At 32.4% G+C, this 21,494-nt stretch carries 18 protein-coding genes; 17 read left to right on the forward strand and 1 reads right to left on the reverse strand.

Features of this window, described 5'->3' with window-relative positions; translation table 11 throughout:
• Positions 1–80: 80 nt before the first annotated feature.
• Positions 81–1,445: a Gfo/Idh/MocA family oxidoreductase gene (locus tag AADI82_RS05210; protein WP_341215394.1), complete on the reverse strand. Its 1,365-nt coding sequence runs from the start codon at positions 1,443–1,445 to the stop codon at positions 81–83.
• Between the two features lie 293 nt (positions 1,446–1,738).
• Between AADI82_RS05210 and AADI82_RS05215 the strand changes: the two genes are divergently transcribed.
• The 17 genes from AADI82_RS05215 to AADI82_RS05295 form a co-directional block, all read left to right on the forward strand.
• Positions 1,739–5,836 carry an ATP-binding protein gene (locus AADI82_RS05215; protein ID WP_341215395.1) on the forward strand — a complete coding sequence of 1,366 codons (4,098 nt, stop codon included), beginning with the start codon at positions 1,739–1,741 and terminating at the stop codon, positions 5,834–5,836.
• Positions 5,837–6,385: 549 nt separating this feature from the next.
• A complete protein-coding gene (locus tag AADI82_RS05220) occupies positions 6,386–6,889 on the forward strand; it encodes a cytochrome c (RefSeq protein WP_341215396.1) in 504 nt (167 codons plus the stop codon).
• A gap of 24 nt (positions 6,890–6,913) precedes the next feature.
• Complete coding sequence (locus AADI82_RS05225; RefSeq protein WP_341215397.1) at positions 6,914–7,489, forward strand: fasciclin domain-containing protein; 576 nt, start codon at positions 6,914–6,916, stop codon at positions 7,487–7,489.
• Positions 7,490–7,516: 27 nt separating this feature from the next.
• Positions 7,517–9,484, forward strand: coding sequence for a Sec-dependent nitrous-oxide reductase (gene nosZ / locus AADI82_RS05230; protein ID WP_341215398.1), 1,968 nt, complete (start codon positions 7,517–7,519; stop codon positions 9,482–9,484).
• Between the two features lie 115 nt (positions 9,485–9,599).
• Entirely contained in the window at positions 9,600–10,196 is a 597-nt protein-coding gene (locus AADI82_RS05235; RefSeq protein ID WP_341215399.1) for a hypothetical protein, read from the forward strand.
• Between the two features lie 52 nt (positions 10,197–10,248).
• A complete protein-coding gene (locus AADI82_RS05240) occupies positions 10,249–10,686 on the forward strand; it encodes a nitrous oxide reductase accessory protein NosL (protein ID WP_341215400.1) in 438 nt (145 codons plus the stop codon).
• Positions 10,687–10,690: 4 nt separating this feature from the next.
• Positions 10,691–11,926 (forward strand): nitrous oxide reductase family maturation protein NosD, encoded by a 1,236-nt coding sequence (locus tag AADI82_RS05245; protein WP_341215401.1) that lies wholly within the window; start codon positions 10,691–10,693, stop codon positions 11,924–11,926.
• Complete coding sequence (locus tag AADI82_RS05250) at positions 11,920–12,627, forward strand: ABC transporter ATP-binding protein (protein WP_341215402.1); 708 nt, start codon at positions 11,920–11,922, stop codon at positions 12,625–12,627. Before AADI82_RS05245 ends, AADI82_RS05250 begins: the two co-directional genes overlap by 7 nt.
• Complete coding sequence (locus tag AADI82_RS05255) at positions 12,620–13,402, forward strand: ABC transporter permease (RefSeq protein ID WP_341215403.1); 783 nt, start codon at positions 12,620–12,622, stop codon at positions 13,400–13,402. Before AADI82_RS05250 ends, AADI82_RS05255 begins: the two co-directional genes overlap by 8 nt.
• Before the next feature lie 147 nt (positions 13,403–13,549).
• Positions 13,550–15,010 (forward strand): copper-containing nitrite reductase, encoded by a 1,461-nt coding sequence (gene nirK, locus AADI82_RS05260; protein WP_341215404.1) that lies wholly within the window; start codon positions 13,550–13,552, stop codon positions 15,008–15,010.
• 97 nt (positions 15,011–15,107) lie between these two features.
• Positions 15,108–15,806 (forward strand): formylglycine-generating enzyme family protein, encoded by a 699-nt coding sequence (locus AADI82_RS05265; protein WP_341215405.1) that lies wholly within the window; start codon positions 15,108–15,110, stop codon positions 15,804–15,806.
• Complete coding sequence (locus tag AADI82_RS05270) at positions 15,803–16,522, forward strand: SCO family protein (RefSeq protein WP_341215406.1); 720 nt, start codon at positions 15,803–15,805, stop codon at positions 16,520–16,522. Before AADI82_RS05265 ends, AADI82_RS05270 begins: the two co-directional genes overlap by 4 nt.
• A gap of 23 nt (positions 16,523–16,545) precedes the next feature.
• Positions 16,546–16,980, forward strand: coding sequence for a cytochrome c (locus AADI82_RS05275; protein WP_341215407.1), 435 nt, complete (start codon positions 16,546–16,548; stop codon positions 16,978–16,980).
• Positions 16,981–16,996: 16 nt separating this feature from the next.
• Complete coding sequence (locus AADI82_RS05280) at positions 16,997–18,331, forward strand: cbb3-type cytochrome c oxidase subunit I (protein WP_341215408.1); 1,335 nt, start codon at positions 16,997–16,999, stop codon at positions 18,329–18,331.
• Positions 18,332–18,423: 92 nt separating this feature from the next.
• Positions 18,424–19,197, forward strand: coding sequence for a CbbQ/NirQ/NorQ/GpvN family protein (locus tag AADI82_RS05285; RefSeq protein ID WP_341215409.1), 774 nt, complete (start codon positions 18,424–18,426; stop codon positions 19,195–19,197).
• 90 nt (positions 19,198–19,287) lie between these two features.
• A complete protein-coding gene (locus tag AADI82_RS05290; RefSeq protein ID WP_341215410.1) occupies positions 19,288–21,063 on the forward strand; it encodes a VWA domain-containing protein in 1,776 nt (591 codons plus the stop codon).
• Positions 21,064–21,075: 12 nt separating this feature from the next.
• Positions 21,076–21,494: nitric oxide reductase (locus tag AADI82_RS05295; protein ID WP_341215411.1), on the forward strand; the 419-nt coding region annotated here is incomplete at its 3' end.

The following is a 21,494-nucleotide window of genomic DNA, read 5'->3' on the forward strand; positions in this document are numbered from 1 at the left end:
GTAGATAATAACACTAAAAAAGTAAATAGTTTTTTCATAAAATAGTTTTTAGTTTTAGTTATATATAGTTGTTAATTAGTTTAGTATGTTTCTTTCATCCAATTATAAGGTTTACGCTTTATCCAGTTTCCTCTAGTAAAATCTGGAAAATCTTGTGGCTCGCCGTTGTTCTCTATGGACAATTCTGATAAAGGTGTTACAGCACTCCAAGCTGCTGCATCATAAGCATCCATTGGTGGGGCTATGTTTTCTTTTGCCGATTCTACAAAGGCATTTAATACAAAGAAATCTATCCCTCCATGTCCTGCTTCTGTGGCACTTGCTCCATACTTCTTCCATAGTGGATGATCGTATTTTTCAAACCATGCATCCATTGCTTCCCAGCCATGGCCTTTGGTGGTGCCTTCTACATGTATTCGCTGAGTGTGGTAATCGAAATCTGTAAGTCCCTGAACACCCTGTACTTTAAAGCCTAATGAATATGGGTGTGGTGTATTTACATTATGTGTAACAATAATCGTTTCTCCATTTGAGGTTTCTATAGTTGAAGTGATGATATCCCCTTGTTTCCATTTCAACTTGGCATTGGGGTGGTCTTTTCCGCCGTTGTCAACTATGTATTTATTTAAGCCTATAGCCTTGGTTGCATGAGAGGTTAAAGATACAAAGCGGTTCCCTCTATTTACATCTGCCATAACAGCAACTGGTCCTAAACCATGTGTTGGATATACATCAGCATTTCTTAATAATGAATGCTGTGTTCTCCATGCTGATTCTGAAATACCCTTTTCTCCAAACTCTACCCCTTTGCCATATGCTGTCTTTCCATCATTAAACTTAACCCCCCGTAAATCGTGTTGGTAACCACAAGTAAAATGTAATAACTCGCCAAAAACATTTTGTTTTACCATATTTAATACAGCTAGTACATCTCTACGGTAATTTACGTTCTCTAAAATCATTAAATGAGAGCCTGTTTCTTCATGGGTGTTTACTAAATCCCAACATTCTTCAAGTGTATTTGCTGCAGATACTTCTAAACCTGTATACTTCCCTGCTTTCATAGCATCTACTGCCATTCTAGTATGCCATAACCAAGGTGTTGAAATAATAACGGCATCTACTTCTTTTAATTCAAGTAAGTTTCTATAGTCGTAATCTGAGTTTCCGAAAACTTTTGGCTTTGAAAATCCTGATTTATTAATTTTATCTAAAGCTATTTTTATACGATTAGGATCTACATCGCAAATTGCTGTAATCTCTACATCTTTTCTTCTTAAAGCATTATCTAAATGGTTTGTCCCTCTTAAACCAACTCCTATAAAAGCCAGTTTTAACTTGTCTTGGCTTAAACCAAAATTTGAACCAAATGATAAATTTGGTAAAATCGATACGCCTGCGCCAGCAATTGCTGCTTTTTTAACAAAAGATCTTCTTGAATTCATATATTTTTTTATGTAAACGTTAATTAAAAGTCAAATTAACATATCGAACGGGACAGTTACCTGTGTCGTTTTATGCATTTTAGTGTGTTTTCCATGTCAAAAACTGGGTTTTGAATAAATAATACCCTTTTTTGACAAATTACACATACGTCGTAAAATAGTTTGAATTAATAGGTAAAGAGAGATGGTTTTTATTAATATATTTACATTTCACGTAAAAAGAAATAGCCTTGTGTAAGGCTATACTTTTATTAAGGTAGAGCCATTTGGCAGAATTACGTATTGTATTGACTATGATTAAATTAAAGTTTCATATTTTATTTGGGCTTATTTTTAGTTTCTCGTTTGTTTTAAACGGGCAAAATCATACTGTTTTCAAACATTTATCACCAATGCTCGACAACAAGCCTGTAGCTATTGCTAGTACTTCTCAAGATCATTTAGGCAACATATGGATGGTAGGTGGAGGTGGTGTGCTAATATATGACGGTTATCATTACAAGTTTGTTAAGAGTACAACTGTTTTTCCAAACCTTAAAAAAAATGATGGTATAGAAAAAATCATTAGCGACAGTAGTAATAATATTTGGCTCATCTCTAGGTTTGGCTTAGTAACTAAATACAATGCTAAAAACTCAAAGTTTGAGGATATAATCTCATTACTAGAAAAAGATGATGATATAATTGATATCATCATAAAAAAAGAAAATGTATGGTTGGCCTCCAAGAAAGGAAACATATACCAATACAAAAACTCTGAAATAGATAATACGCCGTCAATAGCAGTTATCAATACTTATACCGATAATATTTTTGATTTTGAGGTTGGTAATAACGAATTCTATTTAAGCACAAATACTGGAAAAATTTTTAGCTATAATATTAGTTCAAAGCAAGTTACAGAAATCATTGGGTCATTTACAGACTACCCAGGGAATCTTACATTATTAATAGATCCTAACAAAAGGCTTTGGATTGGCACAGAAACTTTTGGTCTTTTTGTTTATGATATAAAAAGCCAACAATTTATTCAAGAAACATTTTTTAAGGAAAATAAATTCAATATAAATAAAGAAATGTTCTTGAGTTTATTTTGCAGTAGTAATGGCTACATTTATGGCGGAACAGATGGGGGTGGTTTATATAAAGTAAATATTAATACTGGTACAATAGACTTGTATACTAGGCAGGTATCCAATGAGTCTTCTATTAATAGTAACACCATCATGTACATTAGTGAAGATAACCATAAAAACTTGTGGATTTCTACAAAAAATGGTAATCTTAATATCATCCCAAATTCTAACAGTAATATAGGGTATCATCAGGGTTCTGAGAACAATGCTCCTCTTCGCATACTAAGCATTTACAAAAGTAGTAATGGTGCTTTATGGGCTGGAACCGATGGGTCTGGCTTAACTAAAATTACTTATAATAATGATGGTACTACCAATGAAACTCAATATTTTAATAACATTAATTTAAACAAAGGTTTTTATGTACAATCTATAACCGAAGATAGTAAGTCTAATATTTGGTTTGGAACATACAGAAATGGTTTATGGCATTACAACTCTAAAAAAAATACCTTTAAAAAAATTAATATCACTAATTCAAAGGAGCAAGAAGGCACAGACGTTAGGACCGTTTTTACAGATTCTAAAGATAGAATCTGGGTAGGTTCAAATGTTTCATTAAGTATATATAATTCAGATTTAGCACTTTTGGCCTCTTTTAACAATAGTTCAAATGGGTTAAAAGGGCTTATTTTGGAAAGTATGACGGAAGACGATAATGGGACCTTATGGTTAGGAATTTATCGGGGTGGATTATTTGAATTTAATGAAAACCAAGAATACCTAAATTTATCAACATTTACCTCTTACCCTTATTCAAATAAAAAAAATGAAAATGAAATTTATGCTTTCAGAAACCTGTGCTCAGTTTCATTAAATGAGCTATGGTTAACTAATAACGATTGGGAAATATTAAAGTTTAATACTAAAACTAAAACTTACAGTAACCTAAATTATATAGAAGCCATAAACGGAAAAACGTTTGCTACTATTATAAAAGAAAATGATGATAATTATTGGTTAAGTTCCAGTAACGGAATAAATCATTTAAATATTAAAAATAAAACTTTAAAAACATATTATACATCAGATGGACTTCAAGACAATATGTTTTTATCTAGAAGTGCTTTTAAGGACGAAAATGGAATTATATACTTTGGAGGCATAAAAGGTTTAAATTATTTCGATCCAAAAAAACTAGAAAAGAACCCTTCAAATGCTAAGTTGTTTATAAACACTATTAATGTATTAAACCAGCCTGCAGACTCTTTAATAGCATCACAAGTTACTTCAGGCATACACAATGTAAAAACACTAAGTTTAGATTATAATCAATCTTCTTTTTCATTTAGATTCTCAGCTATAGACAATTTACTTAGCCCCAAATATTATTACGCATACCGTTTAAAAGGCTTTGACAAAGACTGGATTACAAGCCCTGAACGTATTGCTAGCTATACCAATATTCCATCGGGCAATTATACTTTTGAAGTAAAGGCAAGTACTAAAAAAAATGTTTGGGATATTCCAGTAAAACGTATAGAAATTAAAATTGAACAGCCTTTATGGAATAAACCCATTGCGTATATAGTTTACTTATTAATTATTGGTCTTATTATTTATGGTATACGTCGCTGGTATGGATTAAGAAAAAAATTATTTCTAGAAAAAGTAAGTCATAAAAAGGAAAATGAAATTCATAAAGCAAAAATGAATTTCTTCGCTAAAATGTCTCATGAAATTCAAACACCTATTACTTTAATTTTGGGACCTATTGATGATATGATTAAACGTGCTGAACAAAACGGGAATCTCCTATTAAAACAACGTTTAAATATTATTTCTCAAAACACAAAACGTCTTTCTAAAATTGCTCGAGAATTAACATTGGTTAGAAATAAAGAACTAGACAAATTACGATTAATTATTACTAAAAATAATTTACACCAAGATGTCGAAAATATTGCTTTATCTTTTAAAGAGTTAGCTAGAAAAAAACAAATCGATTTTGCTGTAAACTGCCCGAAAAACTTATCGGAAGCTTGGTATGATAAAGAAAAGTTAGAGCATATAGTGTATAATCTTCTTTCTAACGCTTTTAAATTCACCCCTAAAGAAGGTAATGTTCAATTAAATGTTATACCAATCAATTCAAAGAGGCGTATTAAACTATCGGTAACAGATTCTGGCCCTGGTATTCCAAAAAACGAACTAGAGACTATTTTTGAGTTATTCTATCAATCTAACATTGGTAAGAAAAACAAAGGATCTGGAATAGGATTAGCGCTTACAAAAGATTTAGTGGATTTACATAAAGGAGAAATTGAGGTTAGTTCAAAAGCATCAGAGGGTACTACATTCACTATAACATTACCAATTAGAGAAAGTGATTATGATGAGAATGAAAGAATTGTAACTAGCGATAGCAATGATTCTGAAGCCATTTCAACTCCTGATAATATTGAAACCAATAATCAAAACGATTTAGATATCTCTAAAAAAACCATTCTTATAGTAGAAGATAATTATGATTTACAAAATTTTTTAAAAGAGCTTTTAATTGACAAATACAATATTTTATTAGCAGAAAATGGAGAAGAAGGGTATTTGTATGCAAAAAACAACTATCCCGATCTTATTTTAAGTGATATCATGATGCCAAAAGTTGATGGTATAGAGATGTGTAGTAAACTTCAAATTAATCAATTAACAAAGCACATTCCAATTATTTTACTTACTGCAAAAAACTCAACTAACTCTAAAATTCATGGTCTTAAATCTGGTGCTATAGAATATATCAACAAACCTTTTAACACCAATGAGCTATTGTTAAAAATTAAAAATATAATGGTTTCTAAAGAGCACATCATTTCTAAATACCGAAAAGAGGTTATTAGTCATCCCGAAGTTACACAGCAAAAAACTCATGATGAGATTTTTCTAGAAAACATGATGTCTTATATAAATTTAAGATTCGATGATCCTAATTTTAAAATGGAAGAATTGGCAGATGCACTTAACTTAAGTTACTCTAGTTTGTATAGAAAATGTATGGCATTAACAGGACAAAGCATTGTTGATTTCGTCAGGTTATTGCGCCTTAAAAAAGCTGCAATTTTGATTACCAAGTACGGATATAGCATATCAGAAACCGCCTATATGGTAGGCTTTAACGATCCAAAATATTTTTCAAAAAGCTTTAAAAACCACTTCAATAAGACACCCAAGGATTTTAAAAACAAAGCTTTAATCTCTGAAGACATTGAAGGTTTTTTAAAACTAAACAAAATAGATTCAACAGCTTTTAGTAATTAACTAAAATCTGCACTCTATTGAGAGAATTATACCCTTACTTCTACATATGTTTGAAAAGATGATTACAAAAACTATTTAAAAAATGAAACACTATTTTTTACTGTAATAAGCATTATTACACTTACTTTTTCACAACTGTTTTAAAAGTGATAATGAAGATATCTCAACTCCAAAAGAAGAAACAGAAGAAACATTTAATTATACATCATCTGCTAAATATAATTTGGACATTATTTATTTTGTTCTCAAAGGTTCAAAAAATCGAAAAGATTTACATAGAAGGCTTAGTAAAATTCTATTACACAGCTAGAGTTTTATAAAAAGAATATGAATGATTATAATTTTGGAAACAAAACTTTTAATTTACTTGTTATCTCATTTTATGTAAATTCAATATTACTAGAATAAATACTTACTAGATTTTTGTTCTACTAAAAACTAGACAAACCTTAATCAAATTTAAATTAAGACAATTTTATCTTAAATATGATAAATATCATATTTTACATCCTTGTTTGATTGTAATTTTGTAGCTTAAATTGAACATGTATGAAAACAACACTAAAATTAATGACTGCCTTATTTGTAACCCTTCTTATAAGTTGTGGAGGCAAAGAAGAAAAAAAGAAAGAAGGATTCTCTTATCAAAAAAAAGCTCCAACAGAGCAGACAACAACAAAAAAAGCTGAAAAAATCCCAGCATCAAAAAGAATCGACTTAACCAATAAAGGTATAGGTCCAATTAAGTCTGTAACATTAAGTACTGAAGTAGACCAAAAAATGGCAACTCATGGGGCAGATGTATTTAAAAAAATGTGTACAGCTTGCCACAGACCAGACAAAAAATTTATTGGTCCAGCTCCAAAAAACATTTTAGACCGTAGAGCTCCAGAATGGGTTATGAACATGATTTTAAACCCAGAAGAAATGACTCAAAAAGATCCTCTGGCAAAAGAGCTTTTAATAGAATTTAATGGTTCTCCTATGGCAAATCAAAATCTGTCAGAAGAAGATGCTAGAGCTGTATTAGAATACTTTAGAACGCTAAAATAAGCATCATAACTAAAACAATAACCAATGAAAACTATTAAACAACTATTCTTTCTTTTTGCTTTTGTAGCATTAATTTGCTCTTGTAAAAATGAAACCAAAGAAGACTCAACGACCTCTACAGTTATTGCAACTGAAAATGAATCGACAGAAAGAACAGGACAAGCTTTTATTAAAGACGATGAAAGCAAACCCACTGTTTTAAGTATTGCCATTGGCTCTAAAGATCATACAACTTTAGTTGCTGCGGTACAAGCTGCACAGTTAGAAAATGCTTTAGTAAACGCAGGCCCTTTGATGGTTTTTGCACCAACTAACGAAGCATTTGCAGCATTACCAGAAGGCACTGTTGAAAATTTATTAAAGCCAGAAAACAAAGATGCTTTAGCAAATATTTTAAAGTATCATGTAACCCCTGGAAACTATTCAAAAGACTTTTTAAAGAAATTTAAAAAACTAGGACAAGCTAATAATGGTTATGTTAAAGTAGAAGTTGTAGATGGCGAACCTTTAATTGGAGGCGCAAAAATACTAGGAAGTATAAAGGCTGGAAATGGTATTGTACACGTTATCGATAAGGTTTTACTACCACCAACTGAATAATAAAAACACTAATCAAATTTATATAACATGAAGAATATATTAAAATCAACCCTAGCAATTTTAAGTGTTTTAGTAGCATTTACAAGTTGTAACAATTCAGGGAAATCAGGCAAATCTGGTGCCTTAGCAAGCAATATTGCAGAAAAAGTATATGTAGCTCCTGGAGAGCATGACGAGTTTTACGCTTTTATATCAGGAGGTTATAGTGGCAACTTAACCGTTTATGGACTACCATCTGGTAGAATGTTTAAGGAAATTCCTGTGTTTTCACAGTTTCCAACCTCTGGATATGGATATTCTGAAGAAACAAAACCAATGCTAAATACCTCACATGGATTTATTCCTTGGGGAGATTCTCACCATCCAGACATTTCACAAACTGCAGGAGAAATTGATGGTCGTTTCATTTTTATAAATGAAAACAACACACCAAGAATTGCTAAAATTGATCTAAAAACATTTGAAACAACTGAAATTATCGAAGTACCAAACAGTGCAGGTAATCACAGTTCTTCTTTTGTAACTGAAAATACAGAGTATGTAGTTGCAGGTACACGTTTTTCTGTACCAATTCCACAACGTGATATGCCAATTAAAGATTACAAAGGTAATTTTCAAGGGGCGCTATCATTTATTAGTGTAGCTCCAGAAACTGGAAACATGGCTATAAAATTCCAAGTTTTAATGCCTGGTTTTAACTATGATTTATCACATCCTGGAAGAGGAAAATCTCATGGTTGGTTCTTCTTTACAACATATAATACAGAAGAAGCAAGTACTTTATTAGAAGTTAATGCTTCTCAAAACGATAAAGATTTTATTGCAGCTATAAACTGGAAAAAAATTGAAGAATACGTAAATAATGGTGGTGGCACAATGATGCCAGCAGATTATGCACACAATGTATATGATGAGCATACACATACTGCAACTTCTACTATGAAAAAAGAAGTACGTGTTGTTAACCCAATAGATGTTCCTGGAGCTGTATATTTCTTACCAACACCAAAATCACCACATGGATGCGATGTTGATCCTTCTGGAGAATACATTGTTGGTAATGGTAAACTTTCAGCAAACCTAACAGTACATTCATTTACAAAAATGCTAGATGCTATAGAGAATAAAAAATTTGATGGCGAAGCTTATGGTATTCCAATTTTAAATTTTGAAGATGTTTTAGCAGGCTCTGTTGAGCAACCAGGTTTAGGTCCGTTACATACAGAATTTGATGGAAAAGGAAATGCTTACACGACATTTTTTATTTCTTCTGAAGTTGTAAAATGGAAATTAGGTACCTGGGAAGTCATTGATAGACAACCAACCTTTTACTCTGTTGGCCACTTAACAATTCCTGGAGGAAACTCTGGAAAACCACAAGGCAAATACATGTTTGCAATGAATAAAATCACAAAAGACAGATACTTACCAACGGGTCCAGAATTAGAACACTCTGCACAATTATATGATATTTCTGGAGACAAAATGGAGTTGCTTTTAGATTTTCCTACACACGGAGAGCCTCATTATGCAGCAGCAATGCGAGCAGATTTAATTAAAGAGCGTTCTCAAAAAATATACAATTTACAAGACAACAAACATCCTTACGCTGCTTTTACAGATGATGATACTAAAGTGGTTAGAAAAGGAAACGAAGTTCATATTTATATGACGACTATAAGAAGCCACTTCTCTCCAGATAACATTGAGGGTATAAAAATTGGTGACAAAGTATATTTCCACGTTACTAATTTAGAACAAGATTTTGATGTACCTCACGGATTTGCAGTATTAGGCCAAAATACTTCAGAATTATTGATAATGCCAGGGCAAACAAAATCATCTGTTTGGGAACCTACCAAGGTTGGTGTTTGGCCTTTCTATTGTACAGATTTCTGTTCGGCATTGCACCAAGAAATGCAAGGCTATATTAGAGTGTCTCCTGCAAATAGTAACACACCATTAAAATGGTCAATGGGTGAAGATATTGAATAACAAAAAAAGTTAGAGAAATTTTGTTTTAGTGTTTATTTCTCTATATAAGGCGAGAGTTGATATTTCGCTCTCGCCTTTCTTTTTAAACACTATTTTAAACCTCAAAAAAAATGTCATGAAGAAGTCTAATATCATCATGTTTATTGCAGCAATATTACCCTTAGGATTATTCTTGTTCCCTCTTTGGAAAATAACACTAGAAGCGCCACAATATCCAACGCCTTTAGGCATGTATATTCATATTAACGATTTTTCAGATGCTAATCCACATGATATAAAAAACATCAACTTAATGAATCATTATGTAGGTATGAAATATATCCCAGATGCAATTCCTGAGTTTAAGATTTTTCCTTTAGGAATTATCATAACCTCTGTTATAGGCCTTTTAATAGCATTTATAGGAAATTACAAATGGTTTTTAGGATGGTTTATTTTGATGATTATTTTGAGTGCTGCAGGTATGTACGATTTTTATCTATGGGAACATGATTATGGGCATAATTTAGACCCAAAGGCCATTATGAAATTTACTAATCCAGATGGAACACAAATGGGCTTTCAACCTCCATTATTTGGAAGCAAGGATATTTTAAATTTTAGAGCACATTCCTACCCGCAATTGGGTGCACTATTTTTAGGATTAGGTATTGCCGCTGGATTTATAGCTTACTTGGTGGGCAAGAAAAACAAAAAATTAACCCCTTCTTAATTAAGTCTTTTCTTTTAGAAAGTATTATTAAGATTGGAAAAACACTAAAAACATGCAAACACTAAAGCACTATTCAATCATTTCATTATTATTGTTGTTTTTCAGCTGTAATATATCTCCAAAAAAAATAAATTACGGAAGTGATGGTTGTCATTTTTGTAAAATGACGATTGTAGATAAAGTCCACGCCGCAGAAATTGTCACAAAAAAAGGCAAAGTATATATGTTCGATGCCACAGAATGTATGATTAATTTTATGGATGAATTTGATACTACAGAAATTGAACTTTACTTATCAAACAACTACACAGAGCCAGAAGTTTTAATTAATGCTACAAAAGCTACTTTTTTAATTAGCGAAAACATACCAAGCCCTATGGGTGCTTTTTTATCGGCATTTAAAAATAAAGCTGACGCTGAAAAAACACAGTCTGAAAAAGGAGGCGAATTATATACTTGGACAGAATTACTAGCGTATTTAAAAGACTAGTAGCATGAAAAATTTACTCGTTTTCTTATCAGCCATTTTAATGGCTAGCCAAACTATGGCAAAAACAATCGAGGTTTGTGGTAATTGCAAGTTTGCAACATTAAAAGAAGCCATTACTCAAGCTAAAGATTTTGACACTATTGTTGTTAAAAAAGGCACTTACAAAGAGTATAATATTATCATCAATAAACCCTTAACCATAATTGGTGAAAATTATCCTGTAATAGATGGCGAATTAAAAGGAGAAATCATTACCATAATATCAGATAATGTTACGGTTGACGGCTTATTCATTATAAACGTAGGAACTAGTTACACTGAAGATTACGCCGCTATTCGTGTTAAAAACAGCAAAAATTTTATCATTCAAAATTTAGTTTTAGAAAAGCTATTTTTTGGAATTTATATTGAAAAATCAAGGGATGGAAAAGTGTTTCACAACAAAATAATTGGTGATGCTGTTGAAGAATACAATTCTGGAAATGGTATACAATTATGGTACAGCAAAAATGTTGAAATTGAACATAATTTTGTGCAGCATGTTAGAGATGGTATCTATTTAGAGTTTTCAAATTTCTGCACCATTAAAAACAATGTAAGTGCTTTAAATATACGTTATGGCTTGCATTTTATGTTTTCTAATGATGATACTTACCAAGACAACATCTTTGAAAATAACGGTGCTGGAGTTGCCGTTATGTTTTCAAAACGCATAAAAATGTACAACAACATTTTTAAAGAAAATTGGGGAACAGCCTCTTATGGCATGCTTTTAAAAGAGATTAATGATGCCGAAATTATTGGCAATACCTTTGAAGAAAATACTATTGGAATTAACATTGAAGGCTCAAACCGTATTACCTATAAACACAATAATTTCAAGAATAATGGTTGGGCAATTAAAGTAAGAGGTGCATGTTATACAAATCATTTTTTAGAAAATAACTTCCTGTATAATTCTTTTGATATTGCCTATAATAGTAAAGTTAACGATAATGTTTTTGATAGAAATTACTGGAGTAATTACACCGGCTACGACCTCGATAAAAATGGTATTGGCGATGTACCATATAGACCTGTAAAGTTATTTTCATACATTGTAAATCGCACACCAGAAACTATAATTTTATTGCGTAGTATGTTTATTGATATTATTGATTTTTCCGAAAAAGTATCACCAGTATTTACACCAGATAATTTACTAGACAACAATCCGCTAACAAAACAAATAACATGGTAAACATTAAAAATCTACATAAAAAATTTGGCAAAAACCAAGTATTAAGTGGTTTAGATTTAACCATAAACGAAGGTGGTATTTTTGCAGTTCTTGGGCCAAATGGCTCAGGAAAAACAACATTGATAAAATCTATTTTAGGTATGGTTATCCCGAATAAAGGTGACGTTTCTGTACTTGGAGAAAACATAAAAAAAAATTCAGACTACAGACATAAAATTGATTATTTGCCACAAATAGCCAACTTCCCTAGTAATTTAAAAGTGAAAGAATTAATTAAAATGATTAAGGACTTACGCCAAAATACAGATGAAGATGAACGCTTAGTCAAGCTTTTTAAACTAGAACCTTTTTTAGATAAAAAATTAGGCAACCTATCTGGAGGTACAAAACAAAAAGTAAACCTTGTACTAACCTTTATGTTTGATAGTCCGCTTATTATTTTAGATGAACCAACAACAGGCTTAGATCCTATTTCACTAATCAGATTAAAAGATTTAATTCAAGTAGAAAAAGCTAAAGGAAAAACCATTTTAATAACCTCGCATATTATGAGTTTTGTTGAAGAAGTTTCAGACGAAATTGTGTTTTTATTAGAAGGGAACATATACTTCAAAGGCAGTATTCAAGATTTAAAAACCAAGACTAATCAACCAGATTTCGAACATGCAATAGCATCAATACTTACAGAAAATCATGCTTAAAATATTAAAATACAGTTTTTTCGATTTAATGCGTAGCCGTTGGAGTTACGTTTATTTTGCATTCTATTTATTGCTTGGTATTATACTCTTGTTTTTAAACAACGACCTTTCAAAGGCAGTCATTACTTTAATGAATGTTATTATCGTTTTAGTACCATTAATAGGAACTATTTTTGGCGTAATGTACTACTATAATTCCAAAGAATTCACAGAGTTATTATTAGCCCAACCTTTAAAACGTTCATCTATATTTTTAGGGCAATATTTAGGTGTTGCTTTATCACTTTCTATGAGTTTAATTTTAGGTTTAGGCATTCCGTTTGTGTTTTATGGTCTATTTGAAAGTAGTGCCATTTGGGATTTTTCTTTACTACTAATTACAGGAACTTTTTTAACATTAATATTCACAGCTTTAGCTTTTAATATTGCACTATCTAACGAAAATAAGATAAAAGGTTTTGGGTATGCCATTTTACTATGGTTATTCCTAGCTGTAATTTATGATGGTTTGTTTTTAATGACCCTAATTATGTTTGAAGATTATCCGTTAGACAAAGTATCGCTAATTGGTACAATGCTCAATCCAATAGATTTATCAAGAACACTCATTCTTTTAAAATTAGATATTTCGGCATTATTAGGGTACACAGGAGCTGTTTTTAAGCAATTTTTTGGTACTAGTTTCGGATTAATTGTATCTTTTATAATGCTAACTGTTTGGGTAATTTTACCAGTTTTAAGAATTGTATTCAAATCTAAAAAGAAAGATTTTTAATCTATTTCAACCTTTAAAACCTTAATAAATTTCCACAAATTTAATAACTGACAAAAGTCATGTTTTTAAAACTTAGTAAAAGCTATTTTTGATTTTATAAAAAAGATAAAAATATCCTTTTTAAAAAGTATAATTAAACAATTAACCATGAAAATAAAACAAAAACCAATGATGATGCCATATATACTAATGGCATTAATGCTAACCCTATCATTTACAGCTTGCATTGATAATGAAAAAAAAGAATATGCAGATGCTACAGACATTCCTGTAAGTAAAGAAATGCTTGCTGAATTAACTTCTCCTCCCAACGTGCCTACTCCAGTTGGAAGACGTAAAGCAAAAAAACTCATAGTAAATATGGAAATTCTTGAACAAGAAGGTACCATGACCGATGGAACGACCTATAACTATTGGACTTTTGGCGGATCTGTTCCCGGAAGCTTTATTAGAACACGGGTTGGAGACGAAGTAGAGTTTACCTTATCTAACCATCCAGATAATAAATTACCACATAATATAGATTTACATGCAGTAACAGGTCCTGGTGGTGGCGCAACATCTTCTTTTGTAGCACCTGGTCATGAGAAAATGTTCAGTTTTAAAACAATAAATCCAGGTTTATATGTATATCACTGTGCAACAGCACCAGTTGGAATGCACATAGCTAATGGTATGTACGGTTTAATTTTAGTAGAACCAGAAGGAGGATTACCTCCTGTAGATAAGGAATACTACATTATGCAAGGTGACTTTTATACTAAAGGTGAAAATGGAGATCCAGGATTTCAGCCGTTTGATATGCAGAAAGCTGTAGATGAAGATGCAGATTATGTTGTATTTAATGGCAGTGTAGGAGCATTAACAGGTGATAACGCCATTACAGCAAACGTTGGCGAAACGGTTCGATTATATGTTGGTAATGGTGGTCCAAACTTAGTTTCATCTTTTCACGTTATCGGAGAAATTTTTGACAAAGTTCATGTGGAAGGCGGTAGTACAATTAACGAAAACGTACAAACCACATTAGTTCCTGCAGGTGGTGCGGCCATAGTTGAATTCAGAGTTGATGTTCCTGGAACTTTTATTTTAGTAGACCACTCTATTTTTAGAGCTTTTAATAAAGGTGCTTTAGGCATGTTAAAAGTTGAAGGAGAAGAGAATAAGAAAATTTATTCTGGTGTTGTTCAAGAAGGAATTTACCATCCTGAAGGCGGCGGAATTCAAAATATGCCAGAAGATAAAAAACCTCAAGTGGCTAGTACAGACAAAACTTTAGCTGAAAAAATGGAATCTGGAAAGCAAATATATATGCAAACCTGTTTTGCTTGTCATCAAGCCGAAGGACAAGGAATTCCAAACGCTTTCCCTCCATTGGCAAAATCAGATTATTTAAATGCTGATGTAAGACGAGCTATTGAAATCGTGCTTAAAGGAAAAACAGGTGAGATTACAGTAAACGGACAGAAATACAATAGCGTTATGACTAGGCAAGCTATAAGCAATGATGAAATTGCCGATGTTTTAACTTATGTATACAACTCATGGGGCAATAACAAAACAAATGTTACGAAAGCTCAAGTTGATGCTGTTAAAAGCGGGCACTAATCATATTATATAATTAAATAAAATGCGAACTATTTTAAGACTGGCAACGAGAATTTTGTTCATCTCATACCTATCAACAACTTATTGTCAGTCTAAAATGGTTCCTATTAAAGGCGGAACTTACACGCCGCTTTACGGAAGAGACTCATTACAAGTCACTATTTCAGATTTTGAAATAGACGTATATCCAGTTACAAATAATGAGTATTTAAAATTTGTAAAGAAACATCCTAAATGGCAACGCTCTAAAGTAAAAAAGATATTTGCAGACGGTAATTATTTATCTGGTTGGATTTCTGATACTGTATTAGGAAAAAACCAATCTTTAAATGCGCCCATTACAAATATCTCATGGTTTGCAGCTAAAGATTATTGCGAATGTCTAGGTAAACGCTTACCAACCATTGACGAATGGGAATATGTAGCTATGGCAAACAAAACCATGCCAGATGCCAGACAATTAAAGGATTATAACAAGTACATTTTGGGCTGGTACGAAAAACCCAAAACCTTTAACAATTCCATAGGTTCAACCTTTAAAAATTATTGGGGTGTATTCGATTTACACGGTTTGGTATGGGAATGGACCTTAGATTTTAACTCGGTTATGGTTTCAGGAGAATCTAGAAAAGATGTAGATAACGATAGTAATCTATTCTGCGGAAGCGGTGCCATTGGCGCAACCGATTTAATGAATTATGCCGCATTTATGCGATATGCTACAAGAGGTAGCTTAAAAGCAAAATATGCCATGAAAAATTTGGGGTTTAGATGTGCTAAAGATTTAGAGAAATGAAAACATTAAAATCAATTTTTGTAATACTAGGTGTAATAATAACATTTATAGCATGTAAAAACAACAAACCTAGTTTGGGTAATAATGAGCTAATTGCATATCAATGCCCTATGAAATGCGAAGGCGAAAAAACCTTTAAGGAGGCTGGTAGTTGCTCTATTTGTAAAATGGATTTAAAGGAAGTTGAACAGAAATTAACTCTTGAGAATAATGAGATTTCAGACGAATCTATCTTCAATCTAACTTCAAAATGGAATACCGAAGAAGGAGCAACCATTCAACTTAAAGACTTAAAAGGAAAAACTTTAGTTATGGTCATGATTTATACCACATGCAAAGCAGCATGCCCTCGCTTGGTGGCCGATATGCGAAACATTGAAACTAAGATTCCTAAAGACAATCTTAATGATATTCGTTTTGTATTGGTAAGCATTGATCCCGAAACTGATACCCCAGAACGCTTAAAATCATTTGCAATAGAAAATTATATGGATAGCGAGTACTGGACTTTTTTACAAGGTACAGAAAGTAGCGTTAGAGAATTTGCTAACGTTTTAGCAGTAAAATATAAACAAATCTCTCCAATGGATTTTTCACACTCCAATATTATAAGTGTGTTTAATTCAGAAGGAGAATTAGCACATCAACAAGAAGGGTTGGGAGTTGATAATAAAGAAACTATTAAAACCATTCTTGAATTAACAAAAAATAATTAATTACTAATCAAAACTAAATAAATATGTTATCAAAAAAACAAGCACGAGCTTTTTTTCTTGGCGGAACAGTAGTCACGTTTCTGATATTTATTGGGCTTACCATTTACTCTTTCAGTAAAGCTAATGACCAATCAAATGAAGAAGGTATTACAGAAGCTGTAGTTCGAGGAAAAAATCTTTGGGAAGAAAACAACTGTATGGGCTGCCATACCATTATGGGAGAAGGCGCATACTATGCGCCAGAGTTAACTAAGGTCATTGAACGCAGAGGAGAAGGCTATGTTAAAGCTGTATTAATGACCCCAGTAGATTGGGCACCTAACGGAAGAAAAATGGTGGCTTATGGTTTCTCGCAAGAAGAAGCTGCCGATTTAATAGCCTTTTTTAATTGGATAGGAGAAATTGATCTTAATGGGTTTGAAACCGTTATATCTCCACTAGCCAAAGATGATAACTAACTAAAAAGAGAAAAAAATGAAATATAAATCACAAAAAGTAGCGTATTGGTTTTTTGCCCTTTCCATGTTATTATTCGGTTTACAAATAATATATGGCTTTATTATGGGATTTGCCCATGCTGGAATGGATGGTTTACACAGCTTTATTCCGTTTAACACTGCCAGAGCGGTACATACCAATTTATTAGTTGTTTGGTTATTGTCTGGTTTTATGGGTGCCGCATATTATATTATCCCAGAAGAAGCACAACGCGAATTAGTAAGTGTAAAACTAGCTTACGTACAGTTAATAAGTTTGGCGCTAGTTGGAGTTACAGCCATTGTTGGATATCATTTCAACTATTGGGAAGGACGTAAATTTTTAGAAATCCCTAGACCATTAGATTACCTAGTGGTTGTAAACGTATTACTGTTTTTAGGATTAATTCTAACAACTTTATTTAAAGGAAAACGAAGAACCACAACAGCATTAGTCCTTTCAATGGGACTATTATTTGCAGCGCTTTTATACTTACCAGGAATGCTTCCGTTTGATAGCCAAGTAAAAGATTCCTTCTTCAGGTGGTGGGTTGTTCACCTTTGGGTTGAAGGCGTTTGGGAATTGATTATGGGTGGTATTTTATCATTCTTATTAATTAAATTGACAGGTGTAGATAGAGAAGTTATTGAAAAATGGCTGTATGTTATTGTAGGATTAACATTCTTATCTGGTGTACTAGGAACAGGACATCACTATTACTACATTGGTGTAAATAAAATTTGGTTAATTGTAGGTGGTATTTTCTCTGCACTAGAGCCTTTAGCATTTTTAGCTATGGCATTATTTGCTGTTAACATGTATAGAAAAGGAGAGAAAAAACATCCCAACACTTTAGCATTATATTGGACACTTGGTGCAGCAATCGTATCATTTATAGGCGCAGGTTTATTAGGATTCGCTCACACATTACCACAAACTAATTTATATACACACGGTACATTAGTAACCGCCATGCATGGTCACTTAGCCTTTTGGGGTGCTTATGCTATGATTGTTTTAGCAATAATTAGCTATAGTTTACCAAATTTAACGGGTAGAAAATTATACGAAAGCACACGAGGCAGAATGGCCTTTTGGATGTCTAATATTGGTATGATTGGTATGACAGTTGCCTTTGGTGTTGCTGGTGTTGCACAAGTATATTTAGAGCGTAAATTCAAAATGGAATTTATGGCGGTTCAAAAAGAAATTGAAGTTCATTTTATCGTACTTATTCTCTGCGCAACCCTATTTATGACAGGTATTATATTATATTTTATAGATTTCTATAAACACGGAAGACCTAATGATGAAGCATTAGAAACAACTTAATAAAAGAGTGACTAACTCTAATTTTATTTATAACCCGCATTATGCATTAAAAATATAATGCGGGTTTATTTATCTTAAACACTAAGAACAAGATGAGCACGCCTTATTATCACGCCATTGGTAAAGAAGTTCAAGTATTTGAACATGCTTACAAATGCAAAATCCCTTTCTTATTAAAAGGTCCAACAGGAACTGGAAAATCTAGGTTTATCGAGTTTATGGCACATAAACTTGAAACCAAACTCATTACTATTTCATGCCATGAAGAAACCTCTTCAACCGATTTAATTGGTCGATTCATTATAAAAGGAGCAGAAACTATTTGGTTAGATGGTCCATTAACTACAGCTGTTAAAGAAGGTCATATTATCTATTTAGATGAAATAGCCGAAGCAAGACCAGACGTTATTGTCGCGATTCACTCGTTAACTGATCACCGTAGAGAATTGTTTATAGATAAATTAGGCGAAACGGTAAAAGCACACAAAAATTTTATGTTAGTAGCCTCTTTTAATCCAGGCTATCAACGTGGGTTTAAAGAATTAAAACCTTCTACTCGACAACGTTTTGTTGCCGTTTCATTCGCCTATCCTGAAGCAAAGCTAGAAGCAGAAATATTAGTTTCTGAAACTGGAATAGAAAAAGACACAGCCAAAAAGCTAGTCAATATCGCCACAAAAATCAGAAACTTAACTGAACTTGGTTTAACCGAAACCGTTTCAACCAGATTATTGGTTGATGCCGCAAAACTTATTCATATAGGTTTATCAAAACGATTGGCGGTACATGTTGCCGTTATTGAGCCTCTAACAGACGATCTAGAAGTGATTCAAGCACTAAAAGATTTAAGTGATTTAATGATATAATCCAGTTGGCAGTTGGCAGTATTCAGTTGGCAGTCACAAATCCCCTGAATACTGAAGACTGCTTACTGCAAACTGCATACTGAAAACAAGATGTTCGAATTCGAGCCAGACGAATATATTTTTACCAAATTCGCTTTCTTCTTCAAAAAAAGGAAAAAGAGAAAAGAGGCACAACTTGAACATGCCGTAAATTTAAACGACATAAAATCACGTCTTGCTATTTTTGCCCGTGCTATAACTGGAGAATCTATTGAAATTTTTGAAGCTGAACGAGAAGGTGGTTACAGAAATAATAATTTCTTTTTACCTACTAAATATTATGAATATCAAACCCATGAAGAAAATATTTCATTCTATCTATTTAGAGTTTTATATCTCTCTGTTCAGAAAAATTTAAACTTAAATTGGAGTGATAATCTGGAACATGATTTAACCGAATCGCAAATCAAAGCAGAAGACTATTCTGAAGAAGTTTTAAAATCACTATTTGAGCAGTTTCCAATTACTCAAAAATATCATGAAAAATTCGTTTCATTATATAAAGCTAAATCAACTACAAAGATTCCTGTAGATTATTCATTTATTTATGGAAAGTGGATGCGAAACTCCCCCGAAGACACTTCAAAAAAACAACTAAAAAACTTTACAGACAAAGTAAAAGAAGCCAATCAAGAAGAACCTAAAACCACAATTAAATCTAAAGCCGTAGAAGAAATTATTTCGGTTCAAATTGACCAGAAGCAAATGGAAGATGCCGTTTTACAACATCAATTTGAAAAGGTTGAAACGGCCGAAGAATTTGGAGGAAACTTTAGAGATATGGATGGCGATGATGATTTAGAAGACCACTCCAATGCTTTAGATGATGTAAAAATGAAGCACACCGTTCGTGTGGATGACACAGCACATTCGGTGTATCAAGCCGATTTTATAGAAAATACCACCATAGCAGAAAGTTCAGAAAACGAAGGCGAAGGGCATTACATCACTTATGATGAGTGGAACTATAAAGCCAGAGTTTATAAAGAAGATTTCTGCAAAGTGTACCCCAAAACACAACTCACAACGGATGTTCCTTATTACAAAAAAACACTTAACGATAATCGTTCTACTTTGGTTGGATTACGTAAAATGCTAACCACAGTAAACAACAAATACCAGCAACAAAGACGACAAACACAAGGCGAAGAATTTGATATTGATGCCATAACCGATTTGTTTATTGATGTAAAAACTGGACACACCCCTTCGGAAAAAATATATTTATCAAAACGAAAAAAGGAAAAGGATTTATCCATTTTATTGCTTTTAGACACTAGCCTTTCTAGTGATGGTTATGCAGCAGGCAATAGAGTAATTGATGTCGAGAAACAGGTATCTATTTTATTTGGTGAAATCTTAAATGAATTTGATATCGACTTTTCTATTGACTGCTTTTATTCTAAAACTAGAAATCATTCTAGTTATGTAACGTTAAAAGGTTTTGATGAAAATTGGGATACTGCAAAATATCGAATTGGTGGCGTAGAACCAACCGGATACACTCGTATTGGTACGGCTTTACGACACTCTGGTGCCTTATTAGATAAACGTGACACCAAAAACAAATGGGTTATTTTAATATCGGATGGGAAACCTAACGATTATGATAAATACGAAGGCAAATATGGCATAAACGATGTTAAGCAAGCGCTTAGAGAATTGAATGAACGCCAAATAAATTCGTATGCTTTAGCTATTGAAGCCAACGCGAAATATTATTTACCGCAAATGTTCGGGCAAAATCATTATCAAATACTTACTAACCCAGTGGAATTGCTTCAATCTTTAGTAAAACTTTATGAAAAAATTAAACATCAATCTTAAATCACACATAAATTGAACACTACTGCTATAGATTATAAAAATATTTGGTATCCGCCTGGAGGTATTCTCATCTGGATTATCATTTTTCTTGAACTATTCACTTTTGGAGCTGCATTAATAGCCATGGCATATTATGGTAATCTAGAAGCGGAATTATTTCATAACTCAAGTTTAAAATTAAATACCACTTACGGTATGATTAACACTTTGTTTTTATTAACAAGTGGATTTTTTATGGCGAGTTCGGTTTCAGAATTAAAAAAAGGAAATAAAATTAAATCCCAAAAACTACTGCTTTTAACCATGTTATTCGGCCTGTTGTTTTTAGGCCTAAAAAGTTTTGAATACATAGAAAAACTCAATGAAGGTATTACTGTAGGATACAATACATTCTTTACGTTTTATTGGATGCTTACCCTGTTTCATGTGAT

Source organism: uncultured Wocania sp. (assembly GCF_964021735.1).
Taxonomy (GTDB): Bacteria; Bacteroidota; Bacteroidia; order Flavobacteriales; family Flavobacteriaceae; genus Wocania_A.